Here is a 20,610-nt window from a genome sequence, read left to right on the forward strand (position 1 = left end):
GTCTCGCACGGCAGCGCCAGACGATGCGGGCCGCGCTTCCCATTCGAAGTCACATGCGGCCGATCTCGTCCTCGAGCGCCGGCATTCGGGGCTGCCAGCCCAGCATGCCCTTGGCCTTGGCGGCGCTGACGCGACTATTCGAGGCGAAGGAGGCGTAGGCGGAGATGCCCCATTCCCGGACGGCATCCTCCATGGGCCAGTTCTCGGCTCGGCCGCCATGGCCCAGGAGGCGCCCGATCGCGACGGCCACGTCGCGCATGCTGGACTCGCCGTTCTCGGCATAGAACAGCGATCCGGGTGGAGCCTTCTCGAGAGCCAGGCAGTAAAGGTCGGCAACGTCCGAGATGTGGACGTTCGACCAGACGTTGAGCCCCCGGCCAATATGGAGCGGAACGCCTTTCGCTTTCGCCAAAGCCAGCATGCGGGGGACCTGGATCGAGTCCTTGTGGAGGCCGAGCCCGGGTCCGTAGATCAGCGTCGGCCGGATCACGACGCTCCGGACGCCGCGCTGGCCATAGCTCAGCACCAGGCGGTCGATCGCGACACGACCCTGGCGTTCGGGCAGCGGCTGAGACGGCGTGTCCTCGTGGAAGACGAGGTCGCTCGGCTCGCCCGCCGCGCGGTCCGCGATCACGCTCGACCCGCTCGTCTGGATGAAGGCCTTGCCTGTTCCCTCCAGCACCGGAAGGATCGCCTCGACCGCATAGGGATCGTCGGCATTCGCCGCGTTGATCACGGCGTCGACGCGGCCCGCGATGTCGGCCAGCAGCGAGAAGCTCGTCAGCGAGCCGATCACCGGCTCGATCCCGATCTCCCGAAGCTTGGCTGCCCCTTCATTGGTGCGTGTCAGCCCGAGGATGTCGTGCCCGGCGCCCATCAGGCGGCTCGCGACCGAGCCGCCGATATAGCCCGTTGCTCCAATCACGAAACACTTCACGGCGCGAACCCCCCTGGCGAACTATTCCACCGTTCGAGCACGGCGTTTCTGGTTGATCGGGGCATAGCCGACGCTCCGGGCGGCCACAATACAAGGCCTGGGGAGGTTTTCACGGCCTCCTCGGCAACGGGCACCGTCCTCGACAAGTGTCGACCGCGTTTCCCGACTTGGCTGAGGGCGAGCGGCAGTTCAGGATGCGGGCGTTCGCAAAGGATCCAGTGACGCCAAGGGCGATCGCCGGACGAGGGAGGGACGACGGAATGATTCAGCGTTTTGGCGCCTGGCTGACCATGCTCCTGTGGGCAGCCTTCCTGTGCATCCCGGCCGGACCGGCGAGTGCCGCCTTTCCCGACAGGCCGATCACGCTCATCGTGCCCTGGGCCGCAGGCGGCGGCACGGACGCGATTGCGAGAACCATCGCGGCCGCGCTGGAGCGGGACATGGGCGTCCCGGTCAATGTCGTGAACAGAACGGGAGGCAGCGGCGTCGTCGGGCACACGGCGATCGCGTCGGCGCCGCCCGACGGATACACGATCGGGCTCATCACGCTCGAGATCAACATGATGCACTGGGTCGGCCTGACCAAGCTGACCTACGAAGGATTCACGCCGCTCGCCCTGATGAATGCCGACCCGGCGGCGATCCACGTCAGGATCGACTCCCCTCACAAGACGCTCAAGGAGCTCGTCACGGCCATCAAGGCCAATCCCGGCAAGCTGAAGGCCTCGGGAACCGGCCAGGGAGGGAGCTGGCACCTGGCGCTTGCCGGCATGCTGAAGTCCCAGGGCATCGAACCTGCCGCGGTTCCCTGGGTCCCGAGCACCGGGGCCGCCACCGCCTTGACCGATCTTGCGGCGGCGGGGCTCGACTTCGTCTCCTGCTCGCTGCCGGAGGCCGATGCGCTCACCCGGGCCGGGAAGATCCGCAGCATCGGGCTGATGGCCGACAAGCGGGCCAAGAACTACCCCGATGTCCCGACCCTGAGCGAGGCGATCGGCTCGGATTGGAAGAAGGGCGTGTGGCGCGGGATGGCCGGCCCGAAGGGCCTGCCGAGGGAGGCCGCCGCACGCTACGAGGCCGCTCTGAAAGCGATCTATGAAGGCAAGGCGTTCCAGGATTTCATGTCGTCCCGCGGCTTCGAACCTGTCTGGGCCGACGCTGCCCGCTTCTCGACCTTCATGACCAAGGACAATGCCGAAATCGGCGACATCCTGAAGGAGATGGGGCTCGCCAAGTAGGACAGCGCCTCCCTGCGCTTACGCGGGGCAGACGCATCGTTTGAACCGTCCCGTCCGCGTCACGCGATCGGGACGGTCTCGGCATGATCGACGACGGGAGGTCGCGCCAGGACCGGCGCGACCAGCCTGCGCCATTCGGCACAATCCCCCGATTGCCGGAACGCAACCGTGTGGTCCTCCAGTGTCGCCCATCCGATCAGCAGCACGTAGCGGCGAGGTATCTCGACCGATCTCCGGAGCTCGAAGCTGCGAAACCCGTTCGCGCGCGCGAAGAGCGGGCGAGCCGCCGCCACGATCGCCTCGAATTCCGCTTCCGCGTGCTCGTTCACGTCGATCGTCGCCAGTTCCAGGATCATGGGTTCCTCCCTCTCGTGCCTGGGTCGCTGTCGAATCCGCAGCGCCACCGCACCGCGGCTCTGTTGCGCAGCGTCACAGGTCCCTATCAGATTTGCCACGACCTGAAGCCGATGCCCGGCGGGTCTGGAAGAGACTGCGATACCGGGCTCGCAGAGAGCCGTCCGACGCGTCCAATCGGGGTGCAACAGGCTTGGTGGTATGGCAAATGCTGCTCCAGCGGGATCGAACGAGAGCGCCGGTCATGATGACCCCGAACCCCACGCAGCGTCGGTATCCAGCATGGGCCTGATGGACGATCGTCGGCACCAGCTTTTCCCCGTCCTGAACCCCGCCCAGATCGCGACGGCGCGTCGCTTCGCGAGCGGTGAGGCGAAACGGTTCGGGGCGGGCGAAGTCCTGTTCGACATCGGCGAGCGCCACGCCGCGACCTGGCTCATTCTGGAAGGCTCGATCGAAGTCGTGCGGCGGGACGGCCGGGGACACGACGCGCTGATCACGGTCCAGGGTGTCGGGCAGTTCAGCGGCGAGGTCGGCCAGTTGTCGGGGCGCGCGTCCCTCGCCGCGGGACGGGCGGGCCCGGACGGGGCCTGGGCCCTCCCCTACGACCCCGCGCATCTGCGCGCGCTCGTGATCGGCTCGGCAGATCTCGGCGAGATCGTCATGCGGGCCTTCATCCTGCGGCGGGTCGGCCTGATCGAAGGCGGGGGCGCCGGCTCGGTGCTGATCGGGCCGGTCGAGCACCGGGACCTCGTGCGGCTGCAGGGCTTCCTCACCCGGAACGGCTATCCGGTCACGGTCCTCGATTCCGACGACGACGCCGAAGGCCGCGAACTCGTGGAACGTTTCGGCGTGCGGACGGACGAGCTTCCGCTGATGTTGTGCGCGGACGGCACGGTGCTGAAACGCCCGAGCGAAGCCGAGGCCGCCGTCTGTCTCGGCATCACGCCCGAACTCGATCCGGACAAGGTCTACGACGTCGCCGTCGTCGGCGCGGGACCCGCCGGACTGGCCACCGCCGTCTATGCGGCATCGGAAGGCCTGTCGGTGCTCGTCCTCGACCAGCGCGCCATCGGCGGCCAAGCCGGGGCGTCGGCCCGAATCGAGAATTATCTCGGCTTCCCGACCGGCATCTCCGGGCAGGCGCTCGCCGGCCGGGCCTTCAACCAGGCTCAGAAATTCGGCGCGGAGATCGCGCTTCCGCTGGAGGCAAGGCGCCTGATCTGCGGCGAGCCGGATTCTCCCGAAGCAGGCCTCAGGCTCGAACTCACGACGGGCGCTCTCGTCCGCTCGCGAACGGTCGTGATCGCATCCGGGGCGCGCTACCGGCGGCCGGAGATCGCCAACTTGGCCGCCTTCGAAGGCGCGGGCGTGTCCTACTGGGCCTCACCCGTGGAGGCGAAGCTCTGCGAGGGCGAGGACGTGGCGCTCGTGGGTGCCGGCAATTCCGCCGGCCAGGCTGTGGTCTATCTTGCCCCGAAGGTGAAGCGGCTGCATCTCGTCGTGCGCGGGCCAGGCCTCGAGGCGTCGATGTCCCGATACCTCATCGACCGGATCGAGGCGCTTCCGAATGTGGAGCTGCACGTCGGAACGGAAGTCGCCGCCCTGGATGGCGACGGGACGCAGGGTCTGACGGGCGCCACCTTCCGTCGCCGCGGATCGGCGGACGAACGCCATTGCGCGCTTCGCCACCTCTTCCTCTTCGTCGGCGCCGATCCGAACACGGGCTGGCTCGACGGCTGCGTCGCGCTCGATGGCAAGGGCTTCGTCACGACGGGAGCGGGATGTGGGCGGGCCGGCGCTCCTCTCGAAACGAGCCGCCCGGGCGTCTTCGCGATCGGCGACGCGCGAGCGGGATCGACGAAGCGCGTCGCGGCTGCGGTCGGCGAAGGGGCCGCGGTCGTCGCCCAGATTCACGGCGTGCTCGCTCCGTAGCCGGGCTATTCCGCCAGCGCCCGCATCTCGCGGATCAGGTCCGCCTTGCCCTCGAAGCCGATGCCGGGCAGGTCTGGCATGGTGATGTAGCTGTCCTCGACCCGCACGCCGTCCGGAAAGCCGCCATAGGGCTGGAAGAGATCCGGATAGCTCTCGTTGCCGCCGAGCCCGAGCCCGGCCGCGATGTTCAGCGACATCTGGTGGCCGCCATGCGGAATGCAGCGCGCGGGCGACCAGCCGGCGACGCGCAACACGTCGAGCGTGCGGAAATATTCGCACAGGCCGTAGGACAGCGCGCAATCGAACTGGAGCCAATCCCGGTCCGACCGCATGCCGCCGTAGCGAAGCAGGTTCTTGGCATCCTGGTGCGAGAACAGGTTCTCGCCCGTGGCCATCGGGCCCGGATAGAACTCGGCCAAAGCCGCCTGGAGCGCGTAATCCAGCGGGTCGCCGGCCTCCTCGTACCAGAAGAGGGGGTAGTCCCGCAGCATGCGGGCGTAGCGGATGGCCGTCTCGAGGTCGAAACGTCCGTTCGCGTCGACGGCGAGCTGGGCGTCGCCCTCGATCTCGTCCAGCGCCGCCTCGATGCGCCGGCGGTCCTCCTCGACCGAGGCGCCGCCGATCTTCATCTTCACGACCGAGTAGCCGCGGTCGAGATAGCCGCGCATCTCGGCCCGGAGGGCCTCGTCGTCCTTGCCAGGATAGTAATAGCCGCCGGCCGCATAGACGAAAACGCGGGGATCGGCCTCGCGTCCCTCTCGTTCGGCCAGGAGCCGGAAGAGCGGCTTGCCGGCGATCTTGGCGACCGCGTCCCAGACCGCCATGTCGATCGTGCCGACCGCGACCGAACGCTCGCCATGCCCGCCCGGCTTCTCGTTCTGCATCGTGGCGGCCCAGACCCGGTCGGGGTCGAGATTGGTGCCGGAATCGTCCAGCAGGCTCGCGGGCTCGGCCTCGAGGATGCGAGGGGCGAACCTTTCCCGGATGAGGCCGCCCTGCCCGTAGCGGCCGTTCGAATTGAAGCCGTAGCCGACCACCCGCCGACCGTCGCGGACGACGTCGGTCACGACGGCGACGAGGCTCGTCGTCATCTTGGAGAAGTCGATATAGGCGTTCCGGATGGGCGACGAGATCGGCTTCGTCACCTCCTGGACGGCGAGAATGCGGACGGACATGACGGCTCCGGGTGCGGGAACGGGCGTGAGTGGCGGAGAACGCAGCCACGCGCAACAGACGTCGCTCGACCGCAGCTTCTTCGAGCGCGACGTCGTCGAGGTGGCCCGCGATCTCGTGGGCGCCAGGCTTTTCGTGGACGGGGTCGGCGGGCGCATCGTCGAGACCGAGGCCTATGACCGCGACGACCCAGCCTCACATTCTGCGTCAGGTCCGACCCCGCGCAACGGGGCCATGTTCGGGCCGGCCGGTTACGCCTACGTGTATCGCTCCTACGGCATCCACTGGTGCCTCAACCTCGTCTGCGGGCCCGCCGGCCACGGCGCGGCCGTGCTGATCCGCGCGCTCGAGCCGACGAAGAACGTCGGGGTGATGCGGGAGCGGCGTGGGACGAGCATGGACCGCTTGCTCTGTGCCGGGCCCGGCCGCCTCAGCCAGGCGCTCGGGATCAGCCGCGACCATGACGGGCTCGCGCTCGACGCCTCGCCCTTCACCCTCGAAGCACGGGGCGGCCCCGTGCCGCTCGTTGCCGGACCTCGGATCGGGATTTCGAAGGCGGCCGACCGCCCGTGGCGTTTCGGCCTGGCCGGCTCGCCCTTTTTCAGCCGCCCCTTCCCCCGGGCGGCCGCATCTCAATAGGCGTTGCGGTAGGAGGCGGCCGAGAACAGCGTCTTCAACATGATCCTGAGGTCGAACAGCATCGACCAATTGTCGATGTAGTAGAGATCGTGGTCGATCCGGCGCTTCATCTTCTCGTCGGTGTCGGTCTCGCCCCGCAAGCCGTTCACCTGGGCCCAGCCGGTGATGCCCGGCCGGACATTATGGCGCCGGGCGTAGAGCGCGATGCGGCGCTCGTAGGCCGTGTTGTGGGGGACGGCGTGCGGACGCGGGCCGACGAGCGACATTTGGCCGGCCAGAACGTTGATGAGCTGCGGCAGCTCGTCGACATTCGTGCGGCGGAGCCAGCGACCGACGCGCGTGACGCGGGGGTCCTGCCTCGAGGCCTGCGGCACGTCGCCGGAATCGGCGTAGGTCCGCATGGTCCGGAACTTCACGATGCGGAAGCGGCGCTGGTTGAAGCCGTAGCGGGTCTGCAGGAAGAAGACCGGGCCCGGGCTGTCGAGCCGGATCGCGATCGCGACCACGAGGAAAATGGGCGAAAGCGCGAGGAGCGCGAGCCCTGCGAGAACCATGTCGACGACGCGCTTCGTGCCGACCGCGGCCGGCGACATCGGGCGGGTCAGTTCCAGGCTCGCCATCGCGCCGACGCGCGAGATCGCGACCTGATCGAACCGGTCGAGCACGCGTTCCGGCGCGAGGTGGATCGCGATCGGCGTGTTGAGGAAGGCCTCGACGCAGAGATCGATGGTCTCGGTCTCGGACCACGGGACGGCGATATAGACGTCGTCGATACCCATCTCGCGCGCGAGATCGACCGCGCGCAGGAGGTCCGGCGACGGCGATCGGCCGGTGCCCGCGGCGTCCGGTGTCACGGACACCGTCCCGACCACCTCGAAGCCGAGATTCCAGGGCTGGTCACGCCGGAGGAAGGCCGCGATGCCGTCCTCCGTCCCGACGACCAGGATGCGCTGGGCGACGATTGCCTTGACCTTGCTGGCCGCCTGGATCGCCCGGGAGGTCAGGCTGCGGGCTGACCACAACGCCAGGAACCCGGAGAAATAGAACAGGATCACGGTGCCGCGCGACAGGTCCTCGGCGCGGCGCGTGAGGAAGGCCATCACGAACAGGACGAAGACGGCCATGTTCCAGATGCGGCCGGTCCGGCCGGGCGTGTTCTCGCCCGCCGCATGGAAGGCGAGCCGATGCTCGTTCCGGACGACCGTGAAGATGACGACGAGCAGCGCCGTGCCGAAGCCGAGCCGCATATGAAGGCCGAGCGAGCTCGGCTGCGCGAACGGAAACACCCCCCAGACGAGCCACGACAGGAGAGCGGCCGCCATGATGGCCAGCGCCGCGAAGGCGAGCGACGCGGGCCCGACGACGTGACGGAACAGCTCTGCGCGGGGCGACCGCCCCACCGCAATCCTGTGCTCGACGCTGTGGATGACCGACATGAACGGGCCCGCGATACGCGAGGCTGCGCGCCCCGGTGGCGCCGACCTCACTCGGGCCGGAGAGCGCGAGCCGCATGCCATCCCGTTCTGAGACAGGGCGCGCCGCCACGGCCGGGACGGCATTGGCCTGAAGTCGGCGCGTCGCGCCTGTGGAGCTTGCCCGCCCTGCCCCGACGGACCGTCGGCGGCAGGTCCTGGCCCGCTTTTTCCTACCAGGAGCCGAGCAACGGGATTCCCGTGCCTCGCCGGGACAGCGCCGTCCCGAACCGAGGCACTTCTGGGCGGAGACGGATCATGCGACTTGAACTCTGCCTCGATCAGGGGTCGACGCGCCGCTGGCATGTCGACCTGCTGGAGCGACTGAGCCGGCAGCCGGATCTCGTAGTCGGGATCCGGTGGGCGGCCCCGCATGCGGAACCGCTTCCCTCCTGCGTCGCGGTCCTGTTCGCCCTCGAGCGAATCGTGCACGGGCTGCCGCCCGGCTCCTTCGCCCCGGTGACCCCCGATGACCTGACGACGCATGTCGGCCGAGGCGGAGTGCAGCCCGACGTCGTCCTCGACCTGACGGGCGGCGTGCCATCGGGGGGACGGCGACGCTGGCGACTGACCTTCGACGGTGCCAACGGAGAGGTGCCGCTGGTCGCCTCGCTCCTGGCCGGCCGTACGCCGGTCGTTGCGATCACCGATATCGAGACCGGAGCGCCGCTGGCCGAGGGGCATCCCGGGACGGAGACGCCCGACATCATCGCCTCCGCCTTCGACGACGTCCTGGCCCGGACCACGACCCTGATCCTGGCCGCCGCCGGCGCACAGGAGCGCCCCATCCCCAGACGGAAGGCCGTCCCGGCGGAGCTGGATTGCGGGATCGTGGCCCTGTCAGGGGCGAAATCCGTTGCCCGCGCCGCCTTGCGGCGGCTTCGCGGGCTCGTCTCCCACGCACCGCATTGGCGGACGGGGTGGCGCTTCGTCGACGGACCCGGAACGCTCGAATCGGGCGCCCATCCCGCGGACGGCTGGCGGAACCTGCCGGACGACGGGCTTCGCTTCTATGCCGACCCATTTCCGATCGTAGTCGAGGGGCGGACCTGGCTCTTCGTCCAGGATGTGGAGCACCGGACCGGCAAGGGCGTGATCTCGGTCGTGCCGTTCGATACGGCCGGCCCGGCAGGGAGTCCCTATCCCGTACTGGAAGTGGCAACGCACCTCTCCTACCCGTTCGTCTTCGAACATGCGGGCGACGTCTGGATGATCCCGGAGAATGCGGCCGGCTCGGTCGATCTCTACCGGGCGACGCGTTTCCCGGGAGGCTGGGTCCATGAAGGCCGGCTTCTCGACGGAGTCGAGGCGAGCGACGCCACGCCCTTCCGGCATGACGGCCGCTGGTGGCTGAGCGCGACCGTACGGGATGGCGGCTCGCCCTCCGATGCCCTGCATCTCTGGATCTCCGAGTCTCTCCACGGACCTTGGCTGCCCCATGCCGCGAATCCGGTTCTCGTGGACGTGGCGGGCGCCCGGCCGGCCGGACGCGTCGTCCAGGTCGGCTCGAGGCTCGTCCGACCTGTTCAGGATGCGAGCAACGGGAAGGCCGGGGCCATCGCGCTCGCCGAGATCACGCGGCTGGACGAGCGAGGGTTCGCGCAACGTGTCACCGCGAGCCTTGCGCCGGGGCCGCTCTGGCCAGGTCGGAGCCTCCGCACCTTGAACCGGGCGGGTCGGCTCGAATGCGTGGGCGGCTCCGGCTTCGCGCTCCGGATCGGGCAGCGCCCCCGGGTCGCGGCATCAGCGGAGGCGCGCGCGCCTGCCCCCGTCGTCGGCAGGACCGCCGCCCTGTCGTAAGCGACCGGGCGGCCAGAGAAGGGTTTCGGTCCGAGACCAAAGGCTGTTGCAATATGCGCACTGGCTGAAGGCTTACGACGTGTTAATCGGCCCTAGTTTCGGCGCAGAGCTGCGGCAAGGCAGTTGTCATGATGTGTCTTCGACTGCCTTTCCTTTTTGCGGCTCTCCTTCTGGCGGGCAGCCCAGCTCAGGCCCAGGGCTTCTTCGAGCGACTGTTCGGCATCGTACCCGACCGTCCGGCGGCGCCGCCGCCCGGCTACCGGCCGGCCCCGCCTCCCTCCGAAGCCCTGCCGATGGACGAGCCGCGCCGTACCGCGCCGCCGCCGCAGGCCCGTCCGGTCGTGCTGCGGGTGCCGACCGAAGATGCCGTGATCGGGCGTGAGCTGAAGCAGAACGGCTCCGCCGGATCCATGCGGGTCGAGCGGACCGGCGGCTCGGATCTTCGCGCCAGGATCACGCTCGCCGGCCGCCGTTCGTCTCAGTCGGTCGAGACCTGTTCCGTAACGCTCGGCGGCTCGGAGGGGGCTGTGCTGGTCCAGCAGGGACGCCCGGATGGCGTGGCCCGCTACGAGCTCAGGGAGGCATCCTCGACCTGCCCCCTCCAGGTCGATTTCCTGGACGAGGCCGTCCTCGTGAAGGCCAAGGGCGACTCGTGCCTCATCCAGACCTCCACCTGCCAGGCCGACGCCGCGGGCATGTGGGGCCCCGAGGCGGCGCAGCTCACGCCGAAGGCGCGCGAGTACGAGGCCGCGCGGGGTTCGGCCGACAAGGCGGTCCGGGACAATTACAAGGTGCTGGTCCAGCGCTCGCGTCCGGAAGCGGTCCGCCCGCTCGTCGCCGAACAGGCGAGCTTCTCGTCGGAACGCGAGATGGTCTGCCGGACCTATGCCCGCGAGGGCAGCCACAGCTTCTGCAACGCGCGTTTCAGCGAGGCGCGCGCCATCTCCCTCGCCCAGCGTCTCGGCATGACCGTCGCCTCCGCGCAGGCCCAGTCCCAGGCGCCCAATCCGGCCGAGTCCCGCGCGCGCCGACGCGTCGATCCCTATTCGCTTCCGGATACGGATGAGCTCGTCCAGCGCAGCCCGCTGGACGACTGAGCCTTCAGGGGCGGTGATCCGCCCCGACTGCATCCTGCACCGATGCGAAGCCGTCGCGCCGCAAGAGGGCGGCGAGGTCGTGCTTGATCCGCCGAACGAGACCGGGGCCCTCATAGACGAGCGCCGAATAAAGTTGCACGAGCGAGGCGCCGGCCCTGATCTTGGCGTAGGCATCCGCGCCCGAGGCGACGCCGCCGGCGCCGACCAGCGGCAGGCGGCCTTCGGTCAGCCGATAGAGGTCGGCGAGCTTGCGGGTCGCGAGGTCTCTTAGGGGCTGTCCCGAGAGCCCGCCGGTCTCGCCGCGATGCGGGCTGCGGAGATCGGCGGGCCGGGACAGGGTCGTGTTGCCCATGATCAGGCCGTCGAGCCCGGTCGAGAGCGCCACCTCGGCTGCGTCTTCGAGCCCCGCCTCGTCGAGGTCCGGGGCGAGCTTGACGAGGAGCGGCGGCCGCCGACCCGGCTCCGGCACCGCCTGCGCGCGCGCCTCCTGGCAGGCTCGGACCAGCCGCTCCATCGCGGCGCGCCCCTGCAGGTCGCGGAGGCCGGGGGTGTTCGGCGACGAGACGTTGACGACGAGGTAATCGGCGAGCGGCGCCGTCGCCGCGATGCCGGCCACGTAATCCGCGGCGGCATCCTCGGTCTCCTTGTTCTTCCCGAGATTCGCGCCGAGGAAGCCGGCGGCTCTGCCGCGTCCCGCGAGGCGCCGCACATAGACCTCGAGGCCCTCGCTGTTAAAACCGTTGCGGTTGATGACCGCCTCGTCCTCGGTGAGGCGGAACAGGCGCGGCTTCGGATTGCCCGGCTGCGGACGGGGCGTCACGGTGCCGATCTCGACCAGGCCGAAACCTAGCCGGAGCAGCTCGTCCGGCACTTCCGCATGCTTGTCGAATCCGGCCGCGAGCCCGATCGGGTTCGGCAGTTCCCGCCCCCACACCCGGCAGCGGAGCACCGGATCGTCTGGCGGGCTGCCGGTCCGTACGATGCCGCTGGCGAGCGCCCGGATGGCGAGACGATGGGCCCGCTCCGGATCGATGAGGCGAAAAGCCGGTCGGGCTGCCCGGTAGAGGAGGTCGATCACGGGCAAGCCCTATTCCGGCGCCCGGTCGATGCCCCCATTCGCCTTGGACCAGCCCGCCGGATCGTGGAGGAAGCTCTCGACCTCGCGCAAGACCGGGGCCGCGAAGGTCCCCTGCGCCTTCGCGTGGGCGAGCACGTCCCACCAGGTCGCGAGGTGATGCAGCTGTACGCCCATGTCGGACAGGACCTTCGGAGCATGTGCGAAGATCGAATAGTAGAAAACGACGAAGACGTGGTCGACGCGCGCGCCCGCATCGCGGAGCGCCTTGCAGAACACGATCTTGCTGCCCGCGTCGGAGGCGAGGTCCTCGACCAGCAACGTGCGCTGGCCCGGGACCACATGGCCCTCGATCTGAGCGTTGCGTCCAAAACCCTTCGGCTTCTTGCGGACATATTGCATCGGCAGCATCAGCCGGTCCGCCATCCAGGCCGCGAAGGGGATGCCGGCCGTCTCGCCGCCGGCGACGGCATCGAATTGCTCGAACCCGGCATCCCGCAGCACGACCGAGGCGCCGAAATCGATCAGGGTCTGGCGCACGCGCGGGAACGAGATCAGGCGACGGCAATCGATATAGACCGGACTCGCCCAGCCCGAGGTGAAGATGAAGGGCTTCTCCTCGTAGAAGCGCACGGCCTCGACCTCGAACAGCATCCGGGCCGTCATGGCCGCGATCGTCTCGCGGTCGGGGAAGCTTAGGCCCTGGCTCATGCTGCCGTCTCCTGCTGCCGCCCACATTTGGCGCGGTCCATCTCCGCCGTGATGGCGACGGCCGCCGCCACCGGGTCCGGCGCGCCGACGATCGGGCGGCCGACCACGAGGTAATCGGCGCCCCGCGCGATCGCCTCCCCGGGCGTCATGATCCGCTTCTGGTCGCCTGCCTCCGCCCCGCTCGGGCGAATGCCCGGAACGACGAGGAGGCGCTCGGGACCGATCGCCCGGCGGGCCGCCACGATCTCGCTCGCGGCGCAAACGAGGCCGTCGATGCCGGCCTCCGCTGCATCCGCAGCGCGGGCGGCCACGAGGTCGGCCACGGAACCGGCATAGCCCGCGTCCGTCGCATCCGCGTCGTCCATCGAGGTCAGGATCGTGACGCCGAGAAGCTTCAATCCCGATCTGCCCCGTCCCGCCACCGCTGCCCGAAGGGTCTGCGGGTAGGCGTGGATCGTGAGGAAGCTCGCCCCGAAGCCGGCGAGCGAGCGCACGCCCTCCTCGACGGTGCGGGGGATGTCGTGGAGCTTGAGGTCGAGGAAGACCTCGTGCCCGCCGCGGATCAGGCGTTCGGCGAGCGCGAGGCCACCCGTATAGGCGAGCTGATGGCCGAGTTTGAAGACCGGGCGCAAGGGACCGAGTTGCTCGGTCAGTTCCTCGGCCCGGCGGATGTCCGGGACGTCGAGGGCGACGACGAGACGCGGGCTCACGCCACCCTCTCCCGGACCTAGCCGACGATCTCGTTGCCGGAGAAGAATTGCGCGATCTCAAGCTTCGCATTCTCGACCGAATCCGAGCCATGCGCCGTGTTCTCGCCGACCGACTTGGCGAAGAGCTTGCGGATGGTGCCGTCGTCGGCCTGGGCCGGGTTCGTCGCCCCCATCACCTCGCGGTATTTCGCGACGGCGCCCTCGCCCTCGAGCACCTGCACGACGACCGGTCCCGAGGTCATGAACTCGACGAGTTCCCCGAAGAAGGGCCGCTCCTCGTGGACGCCGTAGAAGGTCTCGGCCTCGCGACGCGTCATCAGCATCCGCTTCTGCGCGACGACGCGCAGCCCGGCCTTCTCGATCACCGCGTTGACCTCTCCTGTAAGGTTGCGGGCCGTCGCGTCCGGCTTCAGAATCGAGAAGGTGTGCTCGCGCGCCATAAGGTTCGTTCCTTGGAAGAGGTCCGGCTCTATAGCGGCGCCCTCCCCTGTCCTCAAGCGGAGGTGCACGATTGTGGCCGCATCGGAGACCCCGGGCCGGTGATCGGCTCGCGACGACTCTCCGTCATGGCAGGACGAAACGCGGCGGCGGAGAAGCTTTGCCGCACCATGGTCGAGATCGAGCCATCATTTCTGCAAGATCCGACGTCTTCCTGATCGAAGAAGACTTCGAGTGGAGAGCATCATGCGTCATCTCGTGACGGCCTCGATCGTGGCGGCCACCACCCTCATCGCGCCCCTGGCCTGGGCAGCCCCGGAAAGCCCGACGGGCGTCTGGATGACCGAGGAGCGGGATTCGAAGGTCCGCATCGCGCCCTGCGGCAAGAACATGTGCGCGACCATCATCTGGGCGAAGAAGACCGGCACGGACGAAAACAACCCCGATCCGGCGCTCCGCACGAAGAGCATCATCGGCACCGACCTGTCGCGCGACATGCGGCCGGACGGTAAGGGCGGCTGGGCCGGCTCGATCTACAATCCCGAGAACGGCAAGACCTACCAGGCTACGATGCAGCGCCGGAACGAGAAGGAACTCGAAGTCGCGGGCTGCGTCTTCGGCGGGCTCCTCTGCGGATCCGAGACCTGGACGCGTCAGGCCGACAGCACGGCGAGCGTCACGCCGGCCCAGGTTGCGCCCGAGAAGGACAAGACCGCGTCCCGCGCGCGCTGAGCGGTCGAGATCTGACGTCGGCCGGGCCAGGTCCCGGCTGCCTCAGCGTGCACGCTGACCGAAGAGCACGGCCCGGACAGCCGGGTCCTGCATGCTGTTCTTCTGACGATCCGAGAGGTTGACGGCGAGCCCGCGCTGGACCGCCGGGCGCGCCGCGTTCGCCTCGAGCCAGCGCTGCATATGCGGGAAGGACGAGATGTCCTGGCCCTGGCGCTCCCAGAGCTTGGCCCACGGGTAACTGGCCATGTCGGCGATGGAATACTCGCCTGCCAGGTATTCGCGGTCGGCGAGCCGCTTGTTCAGCACCCCGTAGAGGCGGTTCGTCTCGTTCGTGTAGCGGTCGACCGCGTAGGGGATCTGCTCGGGCGCGTAGATGCGGAAATGATGGGTCTGGCCCGCCATCGGGCCGAGCCCGCCCATCTGCCAGAAAAGCCATTGCTCGACCTCGACTCGCGCGCGCTCGTCGCTCGGGTAGAAGAGACCGGTCTTGCGGCCGAGATATTGCAGGATCGCGCCGGATTCGAAGACCGAGATGGGCTCTCCGCCCGGACCGTCGGGATCGACGATCGCCGGCATCTTGTTGTTCGGAGAGATCGCCAGGAATTCGGGCTTGAACTGATCGCCGCGGCCGATATCGACGCTCCGGACCGTGTACGGAACGCCGCATTCCTCGAGCATGATGGAGATCTTCCACCCGTTCGGGGTCGGCCAGTAATAGAGTTCGATCGGGCTCTGGTTCACGGCCGCCATGATGTGCCTCGATGAAGTAAGATCGGGCATTCCTCTAAGGCAAGCAGGGGCCGGCGCGAAGCCGCCTGCATGGGGACGATCTCCCTATTGCGCCGTCCTGCGGCAACCGTAGGATGCCCGCGCCGGCCCGGCAGGTTCCCGCTGAAAGCTGTCCTCCATGCGCCCCTTCCTTCTCGCCCTCGCGGCCATCTTCGCCCTCGCCGTCTCGGCCCCGATGCCGGCCGCCGCCCAGGGCACCGAGACCGAAACCCCGACGACCACGAAGCCGCGACGCACGACCAAGCCGAAACGCGAACTGACGGTGGGCCAGATGGCCGCCCGCGAGCGGCAGAAGAAATGCGGCGTGGAATGGAAGGAGGCCAAGGCCAAGAAGGAGACCGGCGGTCTGAAATGGCCGCAATATTACAGTAAGTGCAACGCCCGCCTGAAAGGCAGCCAGGTGTGAGACGGCGAGGTCAGACGCGTCCGGGTGTGATGCCAGGCGCTCCGTGCCGGGCGTGGCGTAGGTGAGTGCGAAGACCGTCGTCTGGCTCTCCTTCTGCGCCGGTATGGTGGTGATGGCCTCGCTGCGCATCTTCGGGATCGTTTAGCCCCGATCCTGGAACCCGGGACGGGCTCCGGTCTTCACTTGCCTCCTGAACGGGCGTGGGCATGGACAGAACCGAGCGCGAACGGCGCATCCTGCAGCGCGTCATGGCCGTCGGCGCGATCGTGCCTGTGTCGGCCGGCCTCTACGGCATCCTCTTCGCGGCCGGCCTGACCGGCGACCGCCTCGGCGGGACCGGCGAGAGCCATTACCGCTACCTTTCCGGCCTTCTCCTCGGCATCGGCCTTTTGTTCTGGTCGGCCATCCCGCGGATCGAGGACCGGACCGGCCGCGTCCAGATCCTAACCCTCATCGTCGTCACGGGCGGCCTCGGCCGGCTGGTCGGCGTGCTCCTCACGGGCGTGCCGGCCCTGTCGATGATCGGGGCGCTTCTCATGGAATTGCTCGTTACCCCGGTCATCTGCCTCTGGCAGATGCGGGTCGCGCGGCTCTACCGCGAGCCGGCCGCCACGGCCGCCGAAGCAGTCCCGACGGCGAGCGTGAGGCCGACTGGCGTGATTTGACGGCCGCCTCCCGTCGCAACCTTCGGGACGCCGCTCCGCACGGTCCGGCCACCTCCCCTCCCCCTTGCGGCGAGGGGCCGGGGGTGGGGGTCCTCAGGAGGAACTCGGGGTGGTGCCTCCTGCGCCACCCTCACCCCGGACCGGGGCTCCGCTTCGGCTCGGCCCTCCACGCAAGGGGGACGGCTGCGCGCCCTATGTTCTCGGCATCTCGCGACAAAAGCCGCTCGCAAACACCGCCGTTTACCCATCAGCAAGTATTCGTTCCCTATATGTTCCTCAACGAAGGAGAGCGACATGACCGAAATCGAAATCGAGCTGACGCGGGCTTACCTCCAGTCGTCGGGGCAGGATCCGGTGGCGGCGCTGATCCGATCCGTCCGCGATCTCACCCGCACCCTGCGGCATTTTTCCGGCGGGGAGTTCGGAGCCCGGCCCGCGGCATCCGACGAGGAGACGGAATTCCCCTATCAGGACGGGAGCCTCTATGCGCTCGCCCGCCCTGCGACCGCGCCGGCGTTGGCCTCGTGACGGCGGCGGCTCAGGCCGCCACTGCGGTTCGGGAACTCCGCAGGGCCGGCCGGTCCGCCCGGAGGAACCCGATCTCGTGCCGGGTGGCGCTGTCGCCCGTTGCGAGATCCGCGATCACCTCGCCCACCACGCTGCAGAATTTGTAGCCGTGGCCGGAACAGGGCGAGGCGAGCACGACCTGGGGATGGTCGGGGTGGAGGTCGAGGATGAAATGCTCGTCCGGCGTGTTCGTGAACATGCAGGTCCGAAGCGCCATCGTCTCGCCGCTGCCGTTCGGGAAATACCGTTCGCCAAAGGCCCGGAGCAGTTGCTCGTCCTCAGCATCCGGCTCCCGGCGAAGGTCGTCCGCCCGGCTCGTCTCGCCGCGATGGTGGTAACGGCCGAACTTGAAGCCCGGGACGTCGTAGACCGGCAGCCCGTAATAGCGCCCCTCCTCGACCTGCAGATTGAAGACGGGAAAGCGGTCAGGGCCGAACAGCTCGGGCCGGCGCGGCTGCAGCCAGGCGAGGACCTGGCGCTCCGGTACCGCGACTTCCGCGAGCGCCGGCACGAGATCGGCCATCCAGGCTCCGGCCGCGAGGACGAGCCGCTCGGCCGTGTAGCGACCCCGGTCGGTCGTCACCACGACGCCGTCATTCCCGGGCGCGGCCGACCAGCCGAGCACCTGTTCGCGGGCGTGGATGTCCGCCCCATGCGCCTGCGCGGCCTCGACATGTGCCACGATGGCCCGCTCGCTCGCGACGAGCCCGCCCTCCGCCTGGTAGACGGCCCGGTGGTCCGACGGCAGGCGATAGCCCGGGAAACGGTCGTTCAGCTCCGCCCCGCTCAAGACCTCGTGCGGCAGGGCATGGAGCCGCGCCGAGGCGAGCGCGCCCTGGAACAGCGGGTCCTCCTCGGGGCTGGCGTCGATCGAGCCCGTGATGACGAGGATCTCGCGCCCGGAGGCTGCTTCGAGCTCGCGCCACAATGCGTAGGCGCGCCGCAGCAGCGGTACATAGGCCGGGTCCTCGTAATAGGGCAGCCGGATGATGCGGCTGGTTCCATGAGAGGAGCCCATCGCGTGCGGGATGTCGTAGCGCTCGAGCCCGAGCACCCGCCGGCCACGGCGAGCGAGGTGCCACGCCGCCGCGCTGCCCATTCCGCCGATGCCGATGACGATGACGTCGTAGGTCAATGTCCACTCCCCAGCCCGACGCCCTCGGCGCCGCCCGTGTGATGAAGCCCTGCCGCGGTCGCACGGCAGGCGAGCCTGCTATAGCACCGACGGTTCGGAGCGGCCGGTGCGAGTCCGCCGTCCCGGCCTCAAGGAGAGCTGATGCACCCCGCGGCCCGCCTTGGCGGAGACCTCGGCCCGCGCCGGCCACGTGATCGGCCACCTGAGCGAACTGATGGCCGATCCGCGCGTTCCCGTGGACTCAAACGGAGAGAATAGCTGCCATGAAGGCATTCACCCTTGCCACGGTTGCTGGCTTCGCCCTCTTGGGGACGATCGGATCGACCTTGGCTCAACCCTACGGCGGCTACGGTGGGCCCGACCGCGACTACCGAGACGACGACCGCCGGGACCGTCGCGAACGACGCGATTACCGCGATGACCGGAGGGGCGGCCGTGGCATCTCGTTCGACGAGAGCGAATACCTGCGGTGCAACCCCGATGTCCGTCGCGCGGTGCGGAACGGCCAGGTGGAATCCGGCCGACAGCATTTCGAGGCTTTCGGCCGCCGTGAGGGCCGCCGGTTGGAGTGCTGAGCGGCGTCAGACCGTAGGCCCCGCAGCGTAGGCTTGGACGCGCGAGGGTCGGCGATGGGGCCGGGCGAGCTCCGGGCCATCCTCTACCAACACGCGAAGCAGATGAGGCGGGAAGTGCCGGCGCTCGTGATGGCGGCTCGAGGACGGGCCGTCTCGTCGGGCCCGGTAGAGTTCAGGCAACGCAATTCTGCTCTGTTTGAAATCAACGACTTAACGGGCGAGAATGCGTCCCGGCTCGACAGCAGATGTACCGGCGGGGCGGAGTGTCAATATGCCGGTGGCGCATTGACCTCTGACTGGCGAACATCTGCCGCGCAATGGTACGCTCTTAGTACTCCCTCAACTGCAACTTTGAAGTCAGGCGGCGAATTGGGACTGAGATAAACGGTTTTGATAATACAGCTCGGATCTATAGGAACGATCAGCCCTTCCGGGTCGCTATTGAATTCTTTGTTATTGGCCTTTAACTTGTCTGTCTTTGACCAAACAACCGCTCTGATCTCTCTCTCGTGCCTGAACGAGAGCCGTTTAGACATTATCAAATCATACTGGAACGTCGGATCGATTATATCGCGCCGATAATCAACATATTTGACTCTGCCTATGTCGATCCAGTCTGGTAGGCATGTAACGAGATCGCTATAAGAAGTCGTGATACAAACGGCTTCTTCAAGAGGTGCGTATATCTTCCACATTACTGCCGACTCTTGGTCGTTCAAGTGCCAGCAATTTACATAATAATCTTTCTTGGTCCAAGACATGATGCTGAATTGATCAAGTAGCATCTCTCTCCCTAGAGCATCTTTGTGCTCAGGATACAGTGCGTCAACGACCGAGTCGCACTTCTTAAGAAAGCCTTCAGACGCCATAGGCTCCGTTATGTGTCCTTCGAATTTGTCGTCGAACCTATCAAGACGACGAAAGTACAACGCCCGCGTTTCTAGCATCCAAACTAGCCGAGCAAAGCTCATGTAACGCCACACGGACTCGTGCGGGTTATTGGGCTGGCGAGACGAGGGGTGAGCGGTGCTAGCCAAGAGAGATCTCGCGAGGGTCTGCGCACGTCCGAGCCGAGATATAGCGCTGTTCCCAAGGAACGCGCCCAAATCCGCCCACTGCAGGCTTGCCGCATAGGGGGCGGTGAAGCGAGCCCTCGCGGCTGATCCGTCCCAGCTTCACCCTGGATAGGACGGGCACCGGTTTCCTGGGCTAGGCAGGTGCGCTTTAGAATTTGTCCCAAAAATCAGTCAAAAAGCCCGCGGCTTCGACCCCATGCTCTTTGAGCCATCGGGTCAAACCGACCGCTTCGGAGGCTTCAGCGACCTTCTCCGGTGTTACATCCTGACCCGAAAGGCGGTTCGCGAACGCGCTCAGGATCTCTGCTGGTATCGTTTCGCCACCAACGGAGCCAAATACATTGATGTAAGTTCCGTTCGGTGATCGTTTTGCTCGTACGACGGTGTCGAACCCAATCGCAACCGCATTTTCGATGCGTGTTCCGTGGCTGTCTTCAAGAATTATAAAAGTTTTCTCTGTAGACATTGGTCTCTCCGCCCTTTTTCCCGACGCAACACGTACCTTTGGCGTCCTCGCCACCGCGGCTCGTCTGAGCGATCATTGGCGCATTTCGGGGTACCGCGAAAGCGCTCCGTTGAGGCTCGCCAAAAACACGAAAGCCGCCAGCCTTGCGGCGCAGCGGCTTTACGTTGCAACGTGTCCGTGGGCTTGAACACCCGGACTGAAGATAGACTACCACTTCATGGCAGAAAAATGCGCCTCTCTGGCAGGGGAGGCAGGCGTTCGAACCGTAACGTCGCCTTGGCAGGCGCATCGACCTAACCACTATGGCCGGGGGCGACGCCGCAGGTTCAGAGCCTTCGGGCTTAAAACGGCGCCGGCCTGTCTCTGCAGCAGGTGTTCAACTCCCGGCTGCCCAGTATGTCACGGGCAAGCGGCCTTGAACAGCCGGAACGTGAAGAGACTTCCCATGAACACCCAGCACCACCCGCCGACACTGGCGAATTCCAGCCCGTCCTCGGTCGGGGCCCTGTTACCCCAGATGTTACCCCGGCGTTCGATATAGACGCTTTTAGCGGTGCCGGCTGAGGGGATTGAACCCCCGACCTTCGGTTTACAAAACCGCTGCTCTACCGCTGAGCTAA

General features: G+C 67.5%; 22 protein-coding genes. 10 read left to right on the forward strand and 12 right to left on the reverse strand.

Annotated features, from left to right (window positions below; all coding sequences use genetic code 11):
* Positions 1 to 49 precede the first annotated feature (49 nt).
* Complete coding sequence (locus ACFE87_RS13085) at positions 50 to 937, reverse strand: NAD-dependent epimerase/dehydratase family protein (protein WP_375460077.1); 888 nt, start codon at positions 935 to 937, stop codon at positions 50 to 52.
* A gap of 260 nt (positions 938 to 1,197) precedes the next feature.
* Here ACFE87_RS13085 and ACFE87_RS13090 point away from each other — a divergent pair, with 260 nt between their 5' ends.
* Complete coding sequence (locus ACFE87_RS13090; RefSeq protein ID WP_375460078.1) at positions 1,198 to 2,175, forward strand: tripartite tricarboxylate transporter substrate binding protein; 978 nt, start codon at positions 1,198 to 1,200, stop codon at positions 2,173 to 2,175.
* A 59-nt stretch (positions 2,176 to 2,234) separates the two neighbouring features.
* Here ACFE87_RS13090 and ACFE87_RS13095 read toward each other — a convergent pair whose 3' ends face one another.
* Positions 2,235 to 2,531 carry an antibiotic biosynthesis monooxygenase family protein gene (locus ACFE87_RS13095; RefSeq protein ID WP_375460079.1) on the reverse strand — a complete coding sequence of 99 codons (297 nt, stop codon included), beginning with the start codon at positions 2,529 to 2,531 and terminating at the stop codon, positions 2,235 to 2,237.
* Between the two features lie 280 nt (positions 2,532 to 2,811).
* On the opposite strand from ACFE87_RS13095, the gene ACFE87_RS13100 reads away from it, so the two are divergent.
* Positions 2,812 to 4,464 carry an FAD-dependent oxidoreductase gene (locus tag ACFE87_RS13100; protein ID WP_375460080.1) on the forward strand — a complete coding sequence of 551 codons (1,653 nt, stop codon included), beginning with the start codon at positions 2,812 to 2,814 and terminating at the stop codon, positions 4,462 to 4,464.
* Between the two features lie 5 nt (positions 4,465 to 4,469).
* Here ACFE87_RS13100 and ACFE87_RS13105 read toward each other — a convergent pair whose 3' ends face one another.
* Positions 4,470 to 5,639 carry a mandelate racemase/muconate lactonizing enzyme family protein gene (locus tag ACFE87_RS13105; protein WP_375460081.1) on the reverse strand — a complete coding sequence of 390 codons (1,170 nt, stop codon included), beginning with the start codon at positions 5,637 to 5,639 and terminating at the stop codon, positions 4,470 to 4,472.
* On the opposite strand from ACFE87_RS13105, the gene ACFE87_RS13110 reads away from it, so the two are divergent.
* A complete protein-coding gene (locus ACFE87_RS13110; RefSeq protein WP_375460082.1) occupies positions 5,638 to 6,276 on the forward strand; it encodes a DNA-3-methyladenine glycosylase in 639 nt (212 codons plus the stop codon). The genes ACFE87_RS13105 and ACFE87_RS13110 overlap by 2 nt on opposite strands.
* Here the strand turns inward: ACFE87_RS13110 and ACFE87_RS13115 are convergent.
* Positions 6,270 to 7,712 (reverse strand): undecaprenyl-phosphate glucose phosphotransferase, encoded by a 1,443-nt coding sequence (locus ACFE87_RS13115; protein ID WP_375460083.1) that lies wholly within the window; start codon positions 7,710 to 7,712, stop codon positions 6,270 to 6,272. The genes ACFE87_RS13110 and ACFE87_RS13115 overlap by 7 nt on opposite strands.
* A 294-nt stretch (positions 7,713 to 8,006) precedes the next feature.
* Here ACFE87_RS13115 and ACFE87_RS13120 point away from each other — a divergent pair, with 294 nt between their 5' ends.
* Complete coding sequence (locus ACFE87_RS13120) at positions 8,007 to 9,548, forward strand: formyl transferase (protein WP_375460084.1); 1,542 nt, start codon at positions 8,007 to 8,009, stop codon at positions 9,546 to 9,548.
* A gap of 128 nt (positions 9,549 to 9,676) precedes the next feature.
* A complete protein-coding gene (locus tag ACFE87_RS13125; RefSeq protein WP_375460085.1) occupies positions 9,677 to 10,645 on the forward strand; it encodes a hypothetical protein in 969 nt (322 codons plus the stop codon).
* Positions 10,646 to 10,649: 4 nt separating this feature from the next.
* Here ACFE87_RS13125 and ACFE87_RS13130 read toward each other — a convergent pair whose 3' ends face one another.
* Genes ACFE87_RS13130 through ndk form a run of 4 tightly spaced genes read right to left on the reverse strand, consistent with a single transcriptional unit; the run spans position 10,650 to position 13,581 of the window.
* Complete coding sequence (locus tag ACFE87_RS13130) at positions 10,650 to 11,723, reverse strand: quinone-dependent dihydroorotate dehydrogenase (protein WP_375460100.1); 1,074 nt, start codon at positions 11,721 to 11,723, stop codon at positions 10,650 to 10,652.
* 9 nt (positions 11,724 to 11,732) lie between these two features.
* A complete protein-coding gene (locus ACFE87_RS13135; protein ID WP_375460086.1) occupies positions 11,733 to 12,431 on the reverse strand; it encodes an orotate phosphoribosyltransferase in 699 nt (232 codons plus the stop codon).
* A complete protein-coding gene (gene pyrF / locus ACFE87_RS13140) occupies positions 12,428 to 13,141 on the reverse strand; it encodes an orotidine-5'-phosphate decarboxylase (protein WP_375460087.1) in 714 nt (237 codons plus the stop codon). The genes ACFE87_RS13135 and pyrF overlap by 4 nt, the downstream gene beginning before the upstream one ends.
* A 17-nt stretch (positions 13,142 to 13,158) precedes the next feature.
* Entirely contained in the window at positions 13,159 to 13,581 is a 423-nt protein-coding gene (gene ndk, locus ACFE87_RS13145; RefSeq protein WP_375460088.1) for a nucleoside-diphosphate kinase, read from the reverse strand.
* Positions 13,582 to 13,825: 244 nt separating this feature from the next.
* On the opposite strand from ndk, the gene ACFE87_RS13150 reads away from it, so the two are divergent.
* Entirely contained in the window at positions 13,826 to 14,311 is a 486-nt protein-coding gene (locus tag ACFE87_RS13150; protein ID WP_375460089.1) for a DUF2147 domain-containing protein, read from the forward strand.
* A 42-nt stretch (positions 14,312 to 14,353) separates the two neighbouring features.
* Here the strand turns inward: ACFE87_RS13150 and ACFE87_RS13155 are convergent, their stop codons facing one another.
* Positions 14,354 to 15,061 (reverse strand): glutathione S-transferase N-terminal domain-containing protein, encoded by a 708-nt coding sequence (locus ACFE87_RS13155; RefSeq protein ID WP_375460090.1) that lies wholly within the window; start codon positions 15,059 to 15,061, stop codon positions 14,354 to 14,356.
* A gap of 157 nt (positions 15,062 to 15,218) precedes the next feature.
* Between ACFE87_RS13155 and ACFE87_RS13160 the strand changes: the two genes are divergently transcribed.
* From ACFE87_RS13160 to ACFE87_RS13170, 3 genes are all read left to right on the forward strand, one after another.
* Positions 15,219 to 15,506: a hypothetical protein gene (locus tag ACFE87_RS13160; RefSeq protein ID WP_375460091.1), complete on the forward strand. Its 288-nt coding sequence runs from the start codon at positions 15,219 to 15,221 to the stop codon at positions 15,504 to 15,506.
* Between the two features lie 206 nt (positions 15,507 to 15,712).
* Positions 15,713 to 16,171 carry a DUF4345 domain-containing protein gene (locus ACFE87_RS13165; protein ID WP_375460092.1) on the forward strand — a complete coding sequence of 153 codons (459 nt, stop codon included), beginning with the start codon at positions 15,713 to 15,715 and terminating at the stop codon, positions 16,169 to 16,171.
* Positions 16,172 to 16,465: 294 nt separating this feature from the next.
* Positions 16,466 to 16,699, forward strand: a complete 234-nt coding sequence (locus tag ACFE87_RS13170; protein WP_375460093.1) for a hypothetical protein — start codon at positions 16,466 to 16,468, stop codon at positions 16,697 to 16,699.
* Between the two features lie 10 nt (positions 16,700 to 16,709).
* Here ACFE87_RS13170 and solA read toward each other — a convergent pair whose 3' ends face one another.
* On the reverse strand, positions 16,710 to 17,873 hold the full coding sequence (gene solA, locus ACFE87_RS13175; RefSeq protein WP_375460094.1) for an N-methyl-L-tryptophan oxidase: 1,164 nt from the start codon (positions 17,871 to 17,873) through the stop codon (positions 16,710 to 16,712).
* 263 nt (positions 17,874 to 18,136) lie between these two features.
* On the opposite strand from solA, the gene ACFE87_RS13180 reads away from it, so the two are divergent.
* Positions 18,137 to 18,448 carry a hypothetical protein gene (locus tag ACFE87_RS13180; RefSeq protein WP_375460095.1) on the forward strand — a complete coding sequence of 104 codons (312 nt, stop codon included), beginning with the start codon at positions 18,137 to 18,139 and terminating at the stop codon, positions 18,446 to 18,448.
* 266 nt (positions 18,449 to 18,714) lie between these two features.
* On the opposite strand, the gene ACFE87_RS13185 is transcribed toward ACFE87_RS13180, so the two are convergent.
* Positions 18,715 to 19,317 carry a hypothetical protein gene (locus ACFE87_RS13185; protein WP_375460096.1) on the reverse strand — a complete coding sequence of 201 codons (603 nt, stop codon included), beginning with the start codon at positions 19,315 to 19,317 and terminating at the stop codon, positions 18,715 to 18,717.
* Positions 19,318 to 19,672: 355 nt separating this feature from the next.
* Positions 19,673 to 19,990: a hypothetical protein gene (locus ACFE87_RS13190; RefSeq protein ID WP_375460097.1), complete on the reverse strand. Its 318-nt coding sequence runs from the start codon at positions 19,988 to 19,990 to the stop codon at positions 19,673 to 19,675.
* Positions 19,991 to 20,610: the final 620 nt, after the last annotated feature.

This window comes from uncultured Enterovirga sp., assembly GCF_964242715.1.
In the GTDB taxonomy this organism is placed as follows: Bacteria; Pseudomonadota; Alphaproteobacteria; order Rhizobiales; family Beijerinckiaceae; genus Enterovirga.

Bases quoted from the DNA above. Each gene is read 5' to 3' on its own strand.
- ACFE87_RS13090 (WP_375460078.1), top strand. From the start codon at position 1,198: ATGATTCAGCGTTTTGGCGCCTGGCTGACCATGCTCCTGTGGGCAGCC.
- ACFE87_RS13095 (WP_375460079.1), bottom strand. From the start codon at position 2,531: ATGATCCTGGAACTGGCGACGATCGACGTGAACGAGCACGCGGAAGCG.
- ACFE87_RS13100 (WP_375460080.1), top strand. From the start codon at position 2,812: ATGGGCCTGATGGACGATCGTCGGCACCAGCTTTTCCCCGTCCTGAAC.
- ACFE87_RS13110 (WP_375460082.1), top strand. From the start codon at position 5,638: ATGACGGCTCCGGGTGCGGGAACGGGCGTGAGTGGCGGAGAACGCAGC.
- ACFE87_RS13105 (WP_375460081.1), bottom strand. From the start codon at position 5,639: ATGTCCGTCCGCATTCTCGCCGTCCAGGAGGTGACGAAGCCGATCTCG.
- ACFE87_RS13115 (WP_375460083.1), bottom strand. From the start codon at position 7,712: ATGTCGGTCATCCACAGCGTCGAGCACAGGATTGCGGTGGGGCGGTCG.
- ACFE87_RS13120 (WP_375460084.1), top strand. From the start codon at position 8,007: ATGCGACTTGAACTCTGCCTCGATCAGGGGTCGACGCGCCGCTGGCAT.
- ACFE87_RS13125 (WP_375460085.1), top strand. From the start codon at position 9,677: ATGATGTGTCTTCGACTGCCTTTCCTTTTTGCGGCTCTCCTTCTGGCG.
- ACFE87_RS13135 (WP_375460086.1), bottom strand. From the start codon at position 12,431: ATGAGCCAGGGCCTAAGCTTCCCCGACCGCGAGACGATCGCGGCCATG.
- ndk (WP_375460088.1), bottom strand. From the start codon at position 13,581: ATGGCGCGCGAGCACACCTTCTCGATTCTGAAGCCGGACGCGACGGCC.
- ACFE87_RS13150 (WP_375460089.1), top strand. From the start codon at position 13,826: ATGCGTCATCTCGTGACGGCCTCGATCGTGGCGGCCACCACCCTCATC.
- ACFE87_RS13155 (WP_375460090.1), bottom strand. From the start codon at position 15,061: ATGGCGGCCGTGAACCAGAGCCCGATCGAACTCTATTACTGGCCGACC.
- ACFE87_RS13160 (WP_375460091.1), top strand. From the start codon at position 15,219: ATGCGCCCCTTCCTTCTCGCCCTCGCGGCCATCTTCGCCCTCGCCGTC.
- ACFE87_RS13165 (WP_375460092.1), top strand. From the start codon at position 15,713: ATGGACAGAACCGAGCGCGAACGGCGCATCCTGCAGCGCGTCATGGCC.
- ACFE87_RS13170 (WP_375460093.1), top strand. From the start codon at position 16,466: ATGACCGAAATCGAAATCGAGCTGACGCGGGCTTACCTCCAGTCGTCG.
- ACFE87_RS13180 (WP_375460095.1), top strand. From the start codon at position 18,137: ATGAAGGCATTCACCCTTGCCACGGTTGCTGGCTTCGCCCTCTTGGGG.
- ACFE87_RS13185 (WP_375460096.1), bottom strand. From the start codon at position 19,317: ATGGCGTCTGAAGGCTTTCTTAAGAAGTGCGACTCGGTCGTTGACGCA.
- ACFE87_RS13190 (WP_375460097.1), bottom strand. From the start codon at position 19,990: ATGTCTACAGAGAAAACTTTTATAATTCTTGAAGACAGCCACGGAACA.